Genomic DNA, 17162 nt, shown 5'->3' on the forward strand with positions numbered 1-17162 from the left:
TCCGCGCAAAAGTGACGATATTTTTTCGTTTAGAAACTCCAGCCTTCTTTCTCGCACAAGCCTAAAATATCGACACAAGGAACACCCAGACTATTACATACAAATGGAATCTTTTTTTGCCCGGTTTTGTTTTCCTCTGTGATGACAGTAAGATCGTATTTCATCGCCGTTGCAATGAGGAATGCATCTCCAGAGGACTTCACCTGCTTGAAGTCAACAAGTTGAGGGTTAGATGTTACGACTTTTTTTACATTTTCCTGCACTTCATCGTCAATGGGTAAAATATCTCCTTGAAGCCCAACAAACCACTTCTTCAATGCATCGTCGTTTACTTCCTCAATAATTTCAGAGCACGTAACAATACGCTTTTGCGAAATCAATTCGTCAATATGCTTCCAAAGAGTTTTGTTGATGCATCGCCTGTGCGATATACTCCTGGTTGCAGTAAGAATTCCATACAGTCCCTCCTTATGCATTTCGCAAAACGATTAAAGTCTCCCTGTTAATCGCATTCTTTGCGTTCAGACCATAACGCTTGTAAGTTTGTAGCGGAAACAATTCTTCGATTTGCCACCCACATTGCTGAGCGAGCACCGCGAGAAGATAAGGAGTATCAATGTTGTACTCTGTTCCGCCCAGGGTCGTTTTATTATGTCCTACAACCAGACCATACAAGCCGCTGGGCTTCATCATAGATCTTACGTTGATAAACATAGACTTCATTTCTGTAAAGTATTTATAAACAAGCGTAGGCACTGCTTGTTTGCGAAAACCATCGTTTTCATTCAACGACTCATTCATGGAACAAACGAGTTTATAAATTTCCGCTGGCAAGCACCCTGTATTTTCCGCAATTTCGCTGGGCCATTTGGTTTTCTCACTTTTCAGAAGCTCGCGACTTCCGATAAGACTGGCTTCCAGTCGTCCAATCTCTGAAGCACTACACAAACCAAGCCATACTAAGCTAATTCGCTGAGTATCAATATAGGGCAGAGCGGTTACGTACGGAGGGCTTGTAATTGCTGCATCAAATTTGATGTCACCAAAAGGTTTGGCGTATTTGATGTCGCAATTCAATGCGTGGTTGTCTGGGAAAAAGGATTTGTCTTCCACAGACTGTGCCTGCTCTATTTTTTGCAAATACTTAGAAGCTTTTTGGAGATACGCCTCTAAAAAGCTTACTTCAGGCATTGGGGATTTCCGGCGCCTTATCCGCAAATCAGAAGGCTCTTGATAAGAATAATCCCGAATTAAATCACTGGCGACCACAAGAAAGAAATTCCGAATAGTTGGATCATCATTTTCCACTTCGTTACGAATAGATTCCAGCATGCACAGTATCTCCATAGGAATCCAGTTGCTCAAATATTTGAGTCGCTCATCACCTTCTGGGATGTTGATTGTCATGGGTTGAGACAGTGTTCGCTTTAATTCATATAAGCGGACAGATGCTTCTTCAACATCCATCTTTAGCGCGGCAACCTTGGTGTTTGCAATTAAACAAGCCAAAGGATTTATGTCCGTCCCATATGCTTCAATTCCAGCGTGGGCACACTCAACAATTGTTGTACCGCTCCCGTCAAAAGGATCTAATACCTTGTGGCCACGTTGTACCCCAAATATATTTGCAATTGCGTGCACAATCTGAGGATTGAACTTTCCTTTATATTCGTGAATACCATGTGTAGAATAGCGAGTGTGCTGTTTGACTGCTCTCAAAGTATCGTCCTTTTCATATAAGCCTTGGCGTGTGGGATAGCTAATACCATCGATCTTATATGCACGATAGAATGTGAGTTCTTTTACATTGTCAAGGTTAATTCTTTCGCCAGAAATGATTGTGTTATGCTTGTCGTCAGACAACACTTCAATCTCTGGCAATAATACTTTCAGTTCTCGTATTTGGAGAATCTTTTCATACTCCATATACGAATATGGAAATTTTAACAATTCGATTTGCATATTACATTAGTCCTTCCTAAAAATAAGGATATTTTCGGTTTTAATCTTTCCGTACTTTAGGTTGAAGGATTTTTTGGTTGCGGCAATTTCTCGTTCAATATTTGCAACGAGTACCATTTTGTGGTTTTCGGCAACGTTGCGGATCAGCTCTGCATTATCAACTATTTTCCCTTTAATTACGGAACGCCCAACAACAAAACAAACATGTCCACCAGAAAGCAAAACATCAGAGAGCAAATCAAAAACGCTGCTCATTTGTTTTCGGAAATCTTCTTCAGTCTGTCCGTTCTTTTTCTGATAATGGGGTCTTGCTCCAATTTCAAAAGTTCTAACTTGGATTGGATCAAACCCCAACCACCACATTCTGAATTTGTGGTAAAGCCAATATTCGTAAGCATTAGGATACGGAGGGGATGTAATGACCAAGCCAACCGGTTTATCAAAATCTGAAGCAAGTACAGAAAGAATGTCTTGGTTAAAGATTTTACTACATTCCAAATTGACGCTATTTCTTTTTTTTGCTTCATGTATTTTGTTGCATGCAGTTAGGAACGATTCCAAAACATCATTGGCAGTATAATTATTATCAATAGCAGCATATCGAGTGTCGCTCTCTTGATTTGAAACGCGAACGATGATGCTGGATAATGCCAGCTTCAATGCATTTTTTAGATTGACATCACTTTGTTCGTCAATGTGAGTCAAAAGCGAAGATAAGGCCTTTTGAACATCGGGCTTAAACCAGTGATCGAGATTGGGAATGGTTGGAATATCTACATATCCATCAAAGGTGTTTTTCGCTTGCTCATAAACATCATGGGCTACTGGCAAAAATTCCGGAGGGAGTTCTTTGGTTTTTACACTTGAAATCAAACAAGCAATTGGATTCAAATCAATTCCGACAGACTCAAAACCCGCACGCTGAGCTTCGAGAAGAGTTGTGCCGCTTCCGCAAAACGGGTCCAAAATAACAGCGCCTTTATCACATCCCAGGCCTGAGATGAGCTCTCTCGGTATATCAGGAATAAATCTTGCGGGGTATGGATGGATACTCGCCAATGAATCTTGGGAAGCGTCAGTGAAATCCCAGTCTACTGCTTTTAGCCTTGCATACCTGGAATCAAATATCTCAATATGTGACATAAATTATCTCCTAAGTTATACCTGTTGCAGGTGTATCCGGTGTTCAAGTGCCAAGCCAATTAGTCGGTCGGCTTCGTCAGCCATGAACAGAGGAATATTCAGTACATCATCATCCAGCTTCAGATTATCAAGCGAGAACCGAACACGGAGCTTCACTTTATCCGGGAACAATTCCTTGAATTTTCTGAGACTCTTGCTCGCCAAATTTGCTTCGGATTTTACTTCAACAGGGAAAATGTCATTATCACGTTGAATCAGAAAATCCACTTCATAGGGAGGATTATTCTGCGACCAATAACGAGGCAACACCTCAAACTGCGTAATCAAAGTTTGCAATACATAGTTTTCGGTTAAGGCCCCCTTGAACTCAGTGAACAAGCGGTTACCTTCGCCAAAAGCTGTAGGAGCCAGCTGCGCCAAACGGCGAAGCAGACCCACGTCTACCAAATAGAGTTTGAACGCAGACAGATCATCATAAGCGGCCACAGGAAGACCGGGAGCACTGCTGCGGTAGATCTTATGCACTAAGCGAGCATCTACCAGCCATTGCAGAGCATCCTCATATTCACGAGCTCTTGCCCCTTCTTTGACAACCTTATAGATAAATTTCTTGTTCTCTCTTGCCAACTGAGAGGGAACCGATTTCCAAATCATAGAGATCTTCGGGAACTCGGTAAGATTAGGATGTTTAGCGAAGTCACGTTCGTAAGCACTGATGATATCGGACAGAGCTTCTTGCATGGCAGATACGTCACGTGCCTCCGTCCACATCTTTACCGATTCCGGCATGCCTCCGGTAACATAGTACATCTTTAGCTTCTCATATAACGGATTAAAAAAAGCATCGGGAATCGGATCAAGTGTATCCACGCTCTCCAAATATTTCACGAGGTTCTCATCCCCGTTTGCGAGAAGAAACTCGGTAAATGTCATGGGATCGATCTGCATGAAGTTGACCTTTCCTACGGGGAAAGAAGATGGCTTAGCCAGGGCGATGCCAAGCAGCGAACCGGCACAGGCAATGTGATACTGTGGAGCATTCTCGCAGAAATACTTCATGGCATTGATGACCTTGGGGCAGTCCTGCACCTCGTCAAAAATGATGAGCGTCTTTTCGGGCAAAATCTTATAGCCGCTGGCCAGCATCAGATTCTGCAGAATCCGATCCACATCCTTGGTAGTTTCAAAGAACTGTTTATATTCTTCGTTTTCATCAAAGTTGAAATAAGCGGTATTTTCATAATAGCGTCTGCCGAACTCTTTCAGAATCCAAGTCTTTCCCACCTGACGCACACCTTTCAGGATCAGCGGCTTGCGGTAGGGTGAATTCTTCCATTCAAGCAGTTTATTCAAAATTAATCGTTCCATAGAAACACTCCTTCACACTTTTATTGGAGTTTTGAGGTTTTGCAATCACACTATTATTATACTCAGAATTTGTGAACAAATCAACTCGTTTCACAAAATTATTAAATATTTTTGTATTGATAATCACATTATTATATATTACTGACATGATTAGATTTGAACTGAAGCCGCCAATGGTTTTCAACTTCTACACAACCTGTGTCGAAGTTGCATTTTCACTTCTATGCAAATTGCGTAGAAGTGATTTTAACTTCTGTCCAACTTGGACAGAAGTGGGATTTCTACTTCCAACCAACTTGATCGGAAGTCCATTTTTTATTCCCGACAAGTTGTCGGGAAGTTGGTTTTAAAAATTCTGTCCAACTTGGGCAGAATTATTTTTTTGCAATTTTTCAATAAAGCAGTTCTAAAAATGGCATTCTCGTCGGCTACCACTGGGAGAGTTTTTTTCTGTAGACACTCCCCAAAACGCCAATCCCATCGGCTACCACTTGGAGAAATATTTTGAAAAATTGCAACCGAAGCACGCATAAAAAGTTTGGTTTCGGCGGCTATCATTTGAGAAGGACTATGGACAAAAAGCGATTCTCACCAGCTATCACTTGAGGGATAAATAACCATCAATTTAAGTTGTGACACAAAACTCCCTGAAAAAACAGGTTAAAAAAGATGTTAAGTAGGGTACGAATTTGAAAATTTCTTCTGGAGGTATATGAGGGCGTTTTCAAAATCTTTTCCAAAACCCGTTGATAAATAGCTCCTAAATGTCCTAACCAGTAGAGGGATCTTTTTTGTCCCCCGTCGAAAACTGCTTTTTGAAATTCCGAATACAATGAGAGACATTCAGAAACTTGACGGATAAGTGATGTATCTGTATAATGGTGGCACAACTGAATACCAATGTTCCACCATAAGTCGGTTTCATCCGACACGGTATCGGTACACCGGAAGTGCCGAACTGCTCCACCACGCCTTTGGTTCTGCTGGCGGGAGCTGTAGAAAGCAGAACCCGACTTTGAATTTTCAGAGCCGATTACATAGAACATCACTTTGAAGCGAGAGCCATGCTCCCGCCGATTTCTGATGCTCTGTGTAATCGGCTCTTTTTGTTTTTCTACATCCAACAACTGAATGACCGTCCGAATGGGATATGACTTTGCGATGACATGAGCGAAGCAACGCCGGGGTGAGACTCCCGGGCAGGAACGACATTCGGGTAGAGCGGTGAAAGCGTTTTTAACCCTTAGTTTACTAAGGGCGCACTTCTATACGGGTGTGTTCCACACTCGTATGTACGCTCTGCGAGGCTAACAGACAACAACTCCGAAGTAGTATCTGTCCTTCCGTCACTTTGTTCCGAACAAGGGGCTGCACCCCTTGCGCTGCTATGCAGCTATCCCAGCGCCCTTGCGGGTACAAAACGATTTTTCAAATCATTCCGTACCCGCAAGGTTGAAAACAAAAACACACAAAGGAGATTCTATGGAATACACACCTAACCCCGAACTTGAAAAGCTACGAACAGAAAAAGAGCAAAACGAAAAGAAGGTCGAACAGCTTGACCACAAAATCCAGCGTTTGGAAAACCGCATCAAGTATTACCAGGCCGGCGAACGTAAACGCCGCACTCACAGACTTTGTACCATTGCAGGAACTTTGGAAAGCATCGCACCGGAGATCAAGGAGCTGGATATTACCGAGGTGATGGAGCTGCTGGAATATGTCTTTCACAAGGAAGATGTTCAGAGGGCGGTTCAGCGTATGAAGAACGCCCACAATTTAAGAAACCGCAACGCAAAGGAGGGATAAGTATCGCATTATACCATTTCCATGTAGATCAGATCAAACGCAGCGAGGGGCAATCGGTTGTGGCATCTGCCGCCTATCGCTCCGGTGAAAAACTGCACAGCGAGTATTACGGTGAGGACAGCGACTATACCAACAAGGGCGGTGTAATTTGTTCGGAAATCTTTCTGCCGCCCCATGTGCCAAGAGAGTACGCAGACAGAGAAACCTTATGGAACGCCGTTGAGAAAGTGGAGAAAGGAAAGAAAGCACAGCTCGTCTACAGCTTCGATATTTCCTTTCAGAATGAATTTACCCAGGAAGAAAACATTGCCCTCGCAAGACAATTCCTCACCGAGCATTTTGTCAGCCGTGGCATGGTGGTGGATTTCGCCGTTCACGAACCTGAGAAAGAAGAAGGCGGCATCAATAATCCCCACTTCCACTTCATGTGCCCTATTCGTCCCATCGAGCAGAACGGCAAATGGGGATTGAAGCAAAAACGAGAATATGTGCTTGACGAAACCGGCAACCGTATTCCCGACGGCAAAGGCGATTATGTGTTCAATGCTGTCCCTACTACAGATTGGGGTTCGGCTGATACCTTGGAGTTCTGGCGTGAGCAATGGGCGGTGATGTGCAACGCCAAGTTTGAAGAAAAAGGCTTGGATGTTCGCATCGACCACCGCAGCTATGAACGCCAAGGCGTGGAGCTACTGCCCACCCGACACGAAGGCCCGACAGTCCGAGCCATGGAAAAGAAAGGCATCAAGACCGAAAAGGGCGAGTTCAATCGCTGGATCAGAAGAACCAATGCCTTTATTCGTGATCTGCGAAAAAGTCTGTCGGCCCTGTTGGAGACTATCAAAGAAATCAAGGCAGAACTGGATAAGCCGCAATCCGAGCCGGTCATCATTCCGCTTCAAAGATATTTTGATATGCGCAACGCCAAAGCCTATTCCCAGACGGCCAGGGTCAACAATCTGAAAGAACTGAATAACATGGCGAACTACCTCAAAGCCCATGAGATTTACACCATCGAGGATTTGGAAAGTCGGGTATCCGACTTGAAGAACAGCGTGGATGAATTGAAAGTCACCATGGATAAGGAAGTTGCCCGCATGAAAGAAATCCGCAAGGTTCCCGAATACCCTTCCATCCTAAGAGATCTGAAACCGATTGTAGACAGCTTACAGAAAATCAAGTTCGACAAGGCGAAGGCGAAGTACAAAGCCGAGCACGAAAAGGAATTGAAGCACTATTACGCTGTGAAACGAAAGCTCTTGGAGGTATGCCCCGACGGCAAGCACGATCAAAAACTTTTGGACAAGGAGTATGCAGCGCTTGAAAAGGCTCACGCAGAAACTTATGCAACGTTCAAAGCTATCCGTGAGGAACACCAGCAGCTTTATCACATTCACTCCTGCGTGGAAAAAGGATGCCTTGTCGAGCAGACCCATCAGAAGAAAGATCACCGCAAGCAGGAAGAACGATAATTCCTTCCCTTCGATTCCATTCCAAAACAAGAAAGGGTGATTAAATGAACGAACAGAAAAGCAGAAATTACACTATCAACGAAAACGGCAGCATCATCGTTCACAACTATTGTGCAGCTGAGCTACCACAGATCACCGTGACTATTCGTTCTGGTCAGACTACTTACCGATTTGGCGGAAGCTACGACGGCACACGAAGTCTTTCCGGTAAATTACTCAACCACATGGCAAAGGAGGTGGACGAAGAATGACAAAGGAGACAAGCTTGCAGGCGTGTGATATAATTACTACAAGCAATCCTGTGTTGGCAGACTGCCCGCCGATTAAGGAGGAACAAGACATGAATAGGCAGTCTGACAAAATTACTGCGATCTACTGTAGACTCAGTCGTGATGACGAACTCACAGGAGAGAGCAACAGCATTGTCAATCAAAAGGCGATTCTCAAAAAATACGCACAAGAACAAGGTTTCCGCAACATCCAGTTTTTCGTGGACGATGGTTACTCCGGTGCCAACTTCAACAGACCCGATTGGAAACGAATGATTGAGCTGGTCGAGAACGATAAGGTCGGTGTCATCATCGCCAAGGATATGAGCCGTATCGGCAGAAACTATCTGGAAGTCGGTCTCTACACGGAAATGCTTTTCCCCGAACACGATGTCCGTTTCATCGCCGTGAACAGCGGCGTGGACAGCACCAATCAGCAGGACAACGATTTTACTCCGTTCTTGAATATCATCAACGAGTTCTATGTCAAGGACAGCAGTAAAAAGGTCAAAGCGGTTATGAAGCAGAAAGGCGAATCCGGTGAGTATCTTACCACCAACCCGCCCTACGGCTACATGAAAGACCCCGACAATCCAAAGAGACATTGGATTGTGGACGATGAAGCCGCAGCCATTGTCCGTCAGATATTCGCATGGTGTATGGAGGGCTATGGTCCCTCTCAGATCGCCAAGAAGCTGAAGGAAGCAAAGGTGGATTGTCCTACAGTTCATTGGATGAAGATGGGACGAAATGCTCCTGCAAAGACGCCGGACAATCCTTACGATTGGGCACCACGCACCATCACCGGCATACTGGAAAAGCAGGAATACCTTGGTCACATGGTCAACTTCAAGACCCGCAAGCAGTCGTACAGAAGCAAAAAGAAAATCGAAAACCCTCCCGACCAATGGAAGATTTTCGAGAACACCCATGAAGCCATTATTGATGAAGAAACCTTTGCCCGTGTGCAGGAGCTTCGCAAGAACAAACGCAGACCCGCCAGAACAGGCAAGACCAATATGTTCTCCGGTCTCGTCCGTTGTGCCGATTGCGGTGAGAAATTGTACTACTGCACCAGCGCCAGTTTTGAAACCAGACAAGACCACTTCGTATGCTCCACTTCCCGTAAAAAGGGCAAGGAAGTCTGCGACACCCATTTCATCCGTGCCGTGGTACTGGAAGAAGGTACGCTCCAACACATGAGGTTGGTAATCCAATGTGTTGCCGATTACGAGGATGCGTTCCGCAAAGCCTTGGGCGCAAAACGAAGTGAGGAAGCAAAGAAAGAGCTTTCTGCCAAGAAGCGAACTTTGCAGAAATCCGAAAACCGCCTGGCAGAACTGGACAGATTGTTCAAGCGTATTTATGAGGATATGGTCAACGGAAAGCTGTCCGAAGCTCGTTTTCAGATGTTGTCTGATGATTATGAGCAGGAGCAGGCAGACCTGAGAGCCGAGATTGAAATGCTTGAAAACGAAATACAGAATCAAGAAGATCAAGCGGAGAATGTTGATAGATTTATCCGACAGGCAAAGAAGTACCTGTACTTGGAAAAGCTGACACCTACTATTCTGAACGATATGGTCAACGCCGTATATGTTCATGCACCGGACAAATCCAGCGGACACCGAGTGCAGGATGTGACCATCAGCTACAATTATATCGGCATACTCCCCGCCAATTTACTCTATGACGTTATGAACGGAAAAGCGGCATGATTACTCATGCCGCTTCCCGAAAACATTTTTATACTGTTTTATTGGACCGCTCCTGAAGGTCGGTGCTTTTTCCTTTTATAGTTCAGCCGATCTGGCGGATGGGCGGCTCGTCGTTTTCCTCCACGCAGTCGATCCTCGCGCCGAGGGCGCGGAGCTTGCCGATGATGTCCTCATACCCGCGCTCGATATACTGCACGTTCGTGATCTCGCTCACGCCGTCCGCGGCGAGCGCGGCGATGAGCATAGCGGCTCCCGCGCGCAGGTCGTAGGCTTGAATGTTGGCAGGGGTGAGCTTTTCCACGCCCTCGACGATGGCGGTGCGGCCCTCGACGCGGATCTGCGCGCCCATGCGCGTGAGCTCGCCGACGTAGCGGTAGCGGCTGTCCCACACGCCCTCGGTGACGGTGCTGGTGCCGCTCGCCAGCGCGAGCACGGTGGTGATCTGCGGCTGCATATCCGTCGGGAAGCCGGGGTAGGGCAGCGTTTTGACATTGGCGTGGCGCAGCTCGCCGCTGCGGCGGACGATCAGATCGTCGTCCTGCTCCTCGACCTCCACGCCCATCTCCTGCAGCTTTGCGGTGATGCAGTCCATGTGCTTGGGGATGATGCCGCGCACGCGGATCTGTCCGCCCGTGGCGGCAACGGCCGCCATGTAGGTGCCCGCCTCGATCTGGTCGGGGATGATGGCGTAGGCGCCGCCGTGCAGCCGCTCCACGCCCGCGACGCGGATGGTGTCGGTGCCGGCGCCCTTGACGTCCGCGCCCATGGAGTTGAGGAAGTTGGCGAGATCGACGATGTGCGGTTCCTTCGCCGCATTTTCGATGACGGTCGTGCCGTCCGCCAGAGCCGCGGCCATCATGATGTTCATGGTCGCGCCGACGGAGACCACGTCGAGATAAATGTTCGCGCCCTTCATGCGCCCGCCCTCGGCGGCGGCGCAGATATAGTCGCCCTCGCGCACGGTCGCGCCCATGGCGGCAAAGCCCTTGACGTGCTGGTCGATGGGGCGGGTGCCGCCGAAGTTGCAGCCGCCGGGCATGGAGACCTCGGCCTCGCCGAAGCGGCCGAGCAGCGCGCCGATGAGATAGTAGCTCGCGCGCAGCTTGTGCGCCAGCTCCTGCGGGGCGCGGGTGGTGACGATGTGGCGGCAGTCAAGCTCCACGTCGCTGCGGTTGAGCACACGGACCTTCGCACCGAGCTGCTCGAGGATCTTCAGCAGCACGGTCACGTCGCTGATCTGGGGGATATTCTCGATGCGGCACACGCCGTCCACCAGAAGGGCGGCGGGCAGGATAGCAACAGCGGCGTTTTTCGCGCCGCTGATATGGACTTCGCCGAAGAGCGGAGAGCCGCCCTGAACGATATACTTGGTCATGAGGACACCTCATTGCTTCAATATTTCACAGGAAGAAAAGCGGCCGTGCGGCGCGGGCGCGATGCGCTCCGGATGCCATACGCCGATAGTATTCACATAATACAGCTACAGTATACCAGAAAATCCGGAAAAAGCAATCCCTTTTCTTTTTGATTTATCTTGCAGAACAAACGCATTTTTATGCCGAAACGCGGGAGACCTCGCCGGAAATGATGTTGACATAATAACTGTAAACGTCAGTGTCCACGCGCAGCACGGGCACGAGCTGGAGAGGCGCGGAGGTCGTGCTCTGCACCAGGTAGCCTGCGGAGAGCCAGGTGATCCCGGTGCACACCGCGCCGGAGGCGTTGCGGTAGTCGAGAAAGCGGACCAGCGCGGTCACGGCGTCGAGCGCCGTTTCGCCGCTCTCGCTCGTGTCAATGGGCGGGAGGAAGGTGCCGGTGACCGTGGTGAGGGTGCTGCCGGAGAAGGTGAAGATGAGCGAGGCGTTGCAGACCTCCAGCTCGCCGACAAAGCGCGAGGCGGTGACGACCGTGCGCGCGCTGTCGCTGAGGACATCAAAGGTGCGGTAGCCGAGGGGGACGCAGAGGTCGGCGCAGAATTCCGCGGGATCGTCCACCGCGCGGCTGACGGCGGCCTCCAGCGCGCCGCCGGAGCGGATGAGGCAGGAGCCGCTGTTGAGTCCGTCGGAGCTGTAGTAGCGGTAGATGCCGCCGCCGGAGTCGATGGAGGTGACGGAGCCGATGATGCCCTCGGCGAGGGCCTGCTCGGCAGCCAGATCGCGCGCGGGCTGAACGCTCAGCACCGTGTCGGGCAGACCGTCGAGCAGCGCGCTGTCGAAGGCGATGCCGTCGGCGTTAAAGAGCGCGGTGAGCTGCGCGACGGAGCGCTCGTGGGCGGCGTTCTCCTCCGCGCGGCGGGAGAAGAGGAGGACGAGCAGAAAGGCGTTGGCGAGCAGCAGGATAAGAATGACGATGTTCTTGAGCCGTGCGGTGTTCATGGGCGTCCTCCTTTCCGAAAGAGATCAGTCGGCGATCCAGCTCGCGCCGACGCTGTCGCCGTAGGAGTCAATGTAGGCGACGGTCAGCTCGCAGCCGGGGTAGCGCTGCGCGATGGCGCGCGAGAGCGCGAGCGGCAGCAGCAGGGAATCGCGCTCGGTGAGTGTATAGCGCCGCAGGCGCAGGGAGAAAGCGGTGATGCTCTGCCCCTCGATGCGGACCTCGGCAGCGTGGGAGCCGTCGGCGAAGCGGATGGGCGTGCCGCCGGCCATATAGTCGAAGAAAACGGTCGCGCCGTCGTCGTCATCGGACTCGATGCCGCTGAGGAAAAGCGCGGCATCGCCGATGCGGCCCTGCGTGAGCGCGCCGATCAGACCGCGTGCGGCGGCGCAGAGCTCGGCGCGGGAGATGTGCGCGGCGTCCGCCGCGGCGACGGCAAAGAGGGAGCCGTCCTCCGCCGCTCCGCCGCTGTAGGAGAGCGTACCGTCCGTGTGAAGGTAGAGCTTGCGCTGGCCCTCGATGACGACCTCCGTGCCGGAGGATTCGATGTAGCGGTCCTTGGTGTGAGGGTTGAACTCGGCGCGGCGCAGCAGCTCCTCCGAGGGGTAATCGCTCAGGGCGTTCGCGGCGGAAAGCTCACGGCGCGCGCTCACGCTGTCGAATACGAGCGTGTAGGGCGAAAGAGAGGCGTATTCCTCGCCGAGCGAGCGGGCGAAGTCGGCGTTGCCGCCGTCCTGCGATTCCAGATATTCCTTGACCGACGCGGCGCTCACCGCGGTCGAAAAGCGGTAGACGCCCTGCCTCGTGTCCTGCAGGTACAGCGTGGCGGTGTCCTCGCCGTCAAGGCTCAGAAGGCAGCGGCGCACGTCGAGCTGCCGCGCGGTGGGGGACTGCACGCCCAGCCGCGCCGAGAGGACCTCAAGCGGCAGGTCGCAGGCGAAGGCAAAGTAAAGACCGGAGCCGTCCAGCGCCGAGAGGAAGGTGTTCTCAGAAACGGATGAGATGCCGCGGGCCGAACCGATGGCCTCGCCGAGAAACGAGCCGACGGTCTCAAAGGCGTCGTCCGCGGTCGTCAGCGCGTCAAGCCCGCTGCGGATGAAGTCGTTGCTCTGCACGATGCGCACCGGCACCGCGAGCGCGGCGAGGGAGTCCGGCTCCTCCGCGGCGGAGGTCTGCCGGTCGGTGAACCAGCCGCGCACGGTCGAGGCGATCGTTGTATCGCCCGCGTCGCCGAACAGCGGCGTCTGCACGAGCAGAAAAAGGAAGGAGAGCGAGAGCACGGCGATGGCGAGGTTTTGCAGCCGGTCGAGGAGCTTGGCTTTCTTATCCATTGCCGCCCTCCTGCGCGCCGCCCACCTCGCTCTGGCGGATGGGCAGCTCGAGCCGCACGGTCGTGCCGGGGCCCTCGCGGTCCACGAGGGAGAGGGTGCCGTTATGGCGCTGGACGATCTCGGTGGCGATGGACAGGCCGAGACCCGTGCCGCCGGATTCGCGCGAGCGCGCCTTATCGACGCGGTAGAAGCGCTCGAAGATGCGGCTGCGGTCGGCCTTCGGGATGCCGATGCCGTCGTCCGCGACCTCCATCCAGACCCTCTCGCCCACGGTGCCGGCGGTGACGCGGATGTGGCCGCCGTCGGGCGTGTACTTCACGGCGTTGCCGAGCACGTTGAGCATGACCTGCTCGATGCGCCCGCGGTCGCCCATGATCATGGGGAGATCATGGTAGTCGTGCGTCAGCTCGTGGCCGTGGCGGCGCGCCTCCAGCTCGATGGAGCGCAGCACGGAGTCGATGGCCGCGCCGAAGTCGAAGCGCGCCATGTTCATCTCGCTTCGCCCGCTGTCGAGCCGCGAGAGCGTGAGCAGGTCCTGCACGATGTGGGTCATGCGGTCGGACTCGTTGATGACGATGTCGAGGAAGCTGTTTTCCAGCTCGCGCGGCAGCTCGTCGCCCGCGTCGCGGATGGTCTCGGCGTAGGAGCGGATGTTCGTGAGCGGGGTGCGCAGCTCGTGGGAGACGTTCGCCACGAACTCGCGGCGGCGCTCCTCGGCCTTGCGCTGCTGCGTGACGTCATGGAGCACGACGAGCACGCCGCCGCGCTCTTCATCGGAAAAGGGCGCGAAGTACAGCTCGACCGTGCGCTCGCCGACCGTCAGCTCAGAGGCGACAAAGTCGCTGCGCTGCATGGCCATCACCTTTTCAAAGGGGCACAGCGGCTCGAAGAGGTCGGCGTAGACGCACTCATCCGCGCTGCGGCCCAAAAGCTCGCTCGCGGCGGGGTTGCAGTGGATGAGCGCGCCGTCGCGGTCGTAGGCGACCACGCCGTCGGTCATGTGGAGAAAGAGCGTGTCGAGCTTGTTGCGCTCGTCCTCCACCGCCTCGAGCGTGGAGTGCAGCACGCTTGCCATGTCGTTGAACGTGGTGGTGAGGATGCCGATCTCGTCGGTGGAGTCGACCTCGAGCTTTTCGCTGAAGTCGCCGCTTGCCACGCGCTCGGCGCCCTCGGTCAGCTTTTCGATGGGATTGATCATCGTTTTGCTCAGCAGGAAGCTCAGCAGCACGGAGATCAGAAGACCCACGAGCAGCGCCTGCAGAATGATGATGAGCAGCTCGCTGTTGAGGCTGGAGACCGTGCTGCGGTTGTCGCGGATGTAGATGATATAGCTGTTGTCGCCGCCGGAGATGGGGATGGCAACGTCCATGTAGCCGGCCGCGATGTCGCTCTCGTCGCCGACCTGTCCGTTGCGGGCGGTGAGGAGATTCGCGGTCTGCTCGAGCTTTTCGCCGCCGAGCTCGTCGCTCGCGGCGAGGCATTCGCCGCTCGCGGCGTCGAGAATGTAGTAGTTGCGGCTGCGCGAGTCGATGCCGAGCGTACCGGAATAGGTCTCGAGCATGGACTGCATGACCGCCACGCCGCCCTCCTGCGCGGCCTCGGCGCGCAGGGAGTTGACGAAGTCGGCGTTGCTCTCGCCGAAGGTCTCGCCCATCTGCGAGTAGAAGTCGTCAATGAAGAAGTTGGTCACGCTGGTCATCAGGAACGCGCCCACCACCGCCATGAGCGAGGTGATGAGCAGCAGCATGATGAGCACTAATTTCATGTGCAGCGAGCGGAACACGGCAAAGCCTCCCTTCTGTCCGGATGGGGAAGATCACAGCGTGGAATAATAGTAGCCCACGCCGCGGCGGGTGAGGATGTAGCGCGGCGAGGCGGGATCGTCCTCGATCTTCTCGCGCAGGCGGCGGACGGTGACGTCCACCGTGCGCACATCGTCGCCGACATAGCCGTAGTTCCACACCTGCTCCATCAGATCCACGCGGGAAAAGACCTTGTCGGGGTGGCTGGCGAGGAAGGTCAAAAGCTCGTACTCGCGCTGCGTCAGCTCGATGGGCTTACCGTTCTTGAAGACCTGAAAGCTGTCCGTATTGATCGTCAGGGCGCCGCCCGCGCTCATGCCGCTCTCGGCGGCTGCGCCGGAGACCATCGCCGTGCGGCGGATGTTCGCCTTCACGCGGGCCATCAGCTCGCGCATGGAAAAGGGCTTGGTGATGTAGTCGTCCGCGCCGATCTCCAGGCCGAGGACCTTGTCCTCCTCCTCCTCGCGGGCGGTGAGAATGATGACAGGCACATTGTCGCCCTCAGCGCGCAGGGCGCGGCAGACGTCAAAGCCCATCATCTTCGGCATCATCACGTCGAGCAGGATGAGGTCGGGCTTCTTCTCGCGCGCGAGCGCGAGACCTGCCTCGCCGTCGTAGGCCTCGAGCGTGGCGTAGCCCTCGCGCTGGAGGTTGAAGCGGACGATGTCCACGATGTTCTTCTCGTCCTCGACGATGAGGACGGTTTTTTTCGGCTCCATGCTCATTTCTCCTCCTTTTTGCGTGTGCGCAGGGCGTAGACCTTCAGCACGCCCGCGACCGTCTTGCCGTCGCGGAGGTCGCCGGAGAGGCAGCGGTCGAGCAGCGCATCGAAGGGGACGCGCTCGAAGTTGATGAACTCGTCCTCATCCGGGTGCTGGGAGCCGAAGGTCAGGCCCGTGGCCATGTAAAGGTGCAGTACCTCCGTGAAGCCGCCGGGGGAGGCGAGGATCTCGCCGAGGGGGGTGAGCGTCTCGCAGCTCGCGCCCGTTTCCTCGCTCAGCTCGCGCCGCGCGGCGGCGGCGGGGTCCTCCCCGCGCTCGAGCTTGCCGGCGGGGATTTCCTCGAGCACGGTCTGGAACGCATAGCGGTACTGCTTCACGGTCAGCACGTTGTCGTTCTCGTCGATGGCGACGACGGCGACGCCGCCGGGATGGTCGATCACCTCGCGCGTGGTGAGATGGCCGTTGGGCAGCCGCACGGTGTCCACGCGCAGGTCGACGATGCGTCCGTGGAAAATTTCCTGACGGCTGACAAATTCTTCATAGAGCTTCATTATTTCGCCTTCTTTCGATTACATACCATGTCATAATAAGTATAGCATAAGGCGCGGCGGATTGCTACCTCTATTTTGTCACATTACATTTTGGTTACAGCTCTTGTGCAGCGTGGAAAATCATGCTATACTGTCATTCAGCTCCGGCGGAGAGGAGGTGCTGTGCCGTGGAGAAAAAGGGCATCAAGATCGCGGCGCAGAACCGCAAGGCCTATCACGATTACTTTGTGGAGGACCGTCTCGAGGCCGGTATCGAGCTTCGCGGGACGGAGGTCAAGTCCATCCGCGCCGGAACGCTCAACCTCAAGGACAGCTACTGCGTCGTGAAAAACGGTGAGGCCATGGTCTACTCCATGCACATCTCGCCCTACGACAAGGGCAACATCTTCAACCACGACCCCGACCGCCCCAAGAGGCTGCTGCTGCACAAGCGTGAGATCAACAAGCTCCACGCGCTCGTCAAGCAGGACGGCTACGCCCTCATCCCGCTCTCGGTCTATTTCAAGGACGCGCGCGTGAAGGTCGAGCTGGGCGTGTGCAAGGGCAAGAAGAACTACGACAAGCGCGAGGCATCCGCGCAGCGCGACGCGAAGCGCGAGATCGACCGCCACATGAAAAACTACCGCTGAAAACGGAGAAGCG

16 protein-coding genes are annotated in these 17162 nt (G+C 53.2%); 5 read left to right on the forward strand and 11 right to left on the reverse strand.

The features are described 5' to 3' along the window. Positions 1 to 29 precede the first annotated feature (29 nt). The 5 genes from KQI17_RS04835 to KQI17_RS04855 all read right to left on the reverse strand — a co-directional run bounded on the left by KQI17_RS04835 (position 30) and on the right by KQI17_RS04855 (position 5600). The gene (locus tag KQI17_RS04835; RefSeq protein WP_256445956.1) at positions 30 to 476 is read right to left on the reverse strand and encodes a DUF4411 family protein; all 447 of its coding nucleotides are present in this window, start codon (positions 474 to 476) and stop codon (positions 30 to 32) included. Continuing rightward, on the reverse strand, positions 469 to 1962 hold the full coding sequence (locus KQI17_RS04840) for a DNA methyltransferase (protein ID WP_216495070.1): 1494 nt from the start codon (positions 1960 to 1962) through the stop codon (positions 469 to 471). The genes KQI17_RS04835 and KQI17_RS04840 overlap by 8 nt, the downstream gene beginning before the upstream one ends. A gap of 6 nt (positions 1963 to 1968) precedes the next feature. Beyond that, entirely contained in the window at positions 1969 to 3105 is a 1137-nt protein-coding gene (locus KQI17_RS04845) for a DNA methyltransferase (RefSeq protein WP_216495071.1), read from the reverse strand. A gap of 15 nt (positions 3106 to 3120) precedes the next feature. Further along, positions 3121 to 4473, reverse strand: coding sequence for an ATP-binding protein (locus KQI17_RS04850; protein WP_216495072.1), 1353 nt, complete (start codon positions 4471 to 4473; stop codon positions 3121 to 3123). Positions 4474 to 5093: 620 nt separating this feature from the next. After that, positions 5094 to 5600 carry a hypothetical protein gene (locus KQI17_RS04855; protein ID WP_216495073.1) on the reverse strand — a complete coding sequence of 169 codons (507 nt, stop codon included), beginning with the start codon at positions 5598 to 5600 and terminating at the stop codon, positions 5094 to 5096. 355 nt (positions 5601 to 5955) lie between these two features. Here KQI17_RS04855 and KQI17_RS04860 point away from each other — a divergent pair, with 355 nt between their 5' ends. The 4 genes from KQI17_RS04860 to KQI17_RS04875 are packed head-to-tail and all read left to right on the forward strand — an operon-like array spanning position 5956 to position 9741. Beyond that, complete coding sequence (locus KQI17_RS04860; RefSeq protein ID WP_216495074.1) at positions 5956 to 6282, forward strand: DUF3847 domain-containing protein; 327 nt, start codon at positions 5956 to 5958, stop codon at positions 6280 to 6282. Positions 6283 to 6284: 2 nt separating this feature from the next. Further along, positions 6285 to 7754: a MobQ family relaxase gene (gene mobQ, locus KQI17_RS04865; protein WP_216495150.1), complete on the forward strand. Its 1470-nt coding sequence runs from the start codon at positions 6285 to 6287 to the stop codon at positions 7752 to 7754. A gap of 44 nt (positions 7755 to 7798) precedes the next feature. Further along, positions 7799 to 8005, forward strand: coding sequence for a hypothetical protein (locus KQI17_RS04870; protein WP_216495075.1), 207 nt, complete (start codon positions 7799 to 7801; stop codon positions 8003 to 8005). Beyond that, entirely contained in the window at positions 8002 to 9741 is a 1740-nt protein-coding gene (locus tag KQI17_RS04875) for a recombinase family protein (RefSeq protein ID WP_253285690.1), read from the forward strand. The genes KQI17_RS04870 and KQI17_RS04875 overlap by 4 nt, the downstream gene beginning before the upstream one ends. A gap of 82 nt (positions 9742 to 9823) precedes the next feature. Here KQI17_RS04875 and KQI17_RS04880 read toward each other — a convergent pair whose 3' ends face one another. From KQI17_RS04880 to KQI17_RS04905, 6 genes are all read right to left on the reverse strand, one after another. Next, positions 9824 to 11116: a UDP-N-acetylglucosamine 1-carboxyvinyltransferase gene (locus KQI17_RS04880; protein WP_022018261.1), complete on the reverse strand. Its 1293-nt coding sequence runs from the start codon at positions 11114 to 11116 to the stop codon at positions 9824 to 9826. A gap of 178 nt (positions 11117 to 11294) precedes the next feature. Beyond that, on the reverse strand, positions 11295 to 12116 hold the full coding sequence (locus tag KQI17_RS04885; protein WP_216495076.1) for a hypothetical protein: 822 nt from the start codon (positions 12114 to 12116) through the stop codon (positions 11295 to 11297). Between the two features lie 24 nt (positions 12117 to 12140). Continuing rightward, positions 12141 to 13445: a hypothetical protein gene (locus KQI17_RS04890; RefSeq protein WP_216495077.1), complete on the reverse strand. Its 1305-nt coding sequence runs from the start codon at positions 13443 to 13445 to the stop codon at positions 12141 to 12143. Beyond that, on the reverse strand, positions 13438 to 15210 hold the full coding sequence (locus tag KQI17_RS04895; protein ID WP_253285691.1) for an ATP-binding protein: 1773 nt from the start codon (positions 15208 to 15210) through the stop codon (positions 13438 to 13440). The genes KQI17_RS04890 and KQI17_RS04895 overlap by 8 nt, the downstream gene beginning before the upstream one ends. A 51-nt stretch (positions 15211 to 15261) precedes the next feature. Continuing rightward, positions 15262 to 15966: a response regulator gene (locus KQI17_RS04900; protein WP_216495079.1), complete on the reverse strand. Its 705-nt coding sequence runs from the start codon at positions 15964 to 15966 to the stop codon at positions 15262 to 15264. 2 nt (positions 15967 to 15968) lie between these two features. Next, positions 15969 to 16520, reverse strand: coding sequence for an NUDIX hydrolase (locus KQI17_RS04905; protein ID WP_216495080.1), 552 nt, complete (start codon positions 16518 to 16520; stop codon positions 15969 to 15971). A gap of 167 nt (positions 16521 to 16687) precedes the next feature. Between KQI17_RS04905 and smpB the strand changes: the two genes are divergently transcribed. Next, positions 16688 to 17149, forward strand: a complete 462-nt coding sequence (gene smpB, locus KQI17_RS04910; protein ID WP_371821957.1) for an SsrA-binding protein SmpB — start codon at positions 16688 to 16690, stop codon at positions 17147 to 17149. Positions 17150 to 17162 lie beyond the last annotated feature (13 nt).

It is taken from the genome of Oscillibacter sp. MSJ-31, from assembly GCF_018918025.1.
In the GTDB taxonomy this organism is placed as follows: domain Bacteria; phylum Bacillota; class Clostridia; order Oscillospirales; family Oscillospiraceae; genus Hominicoprocola.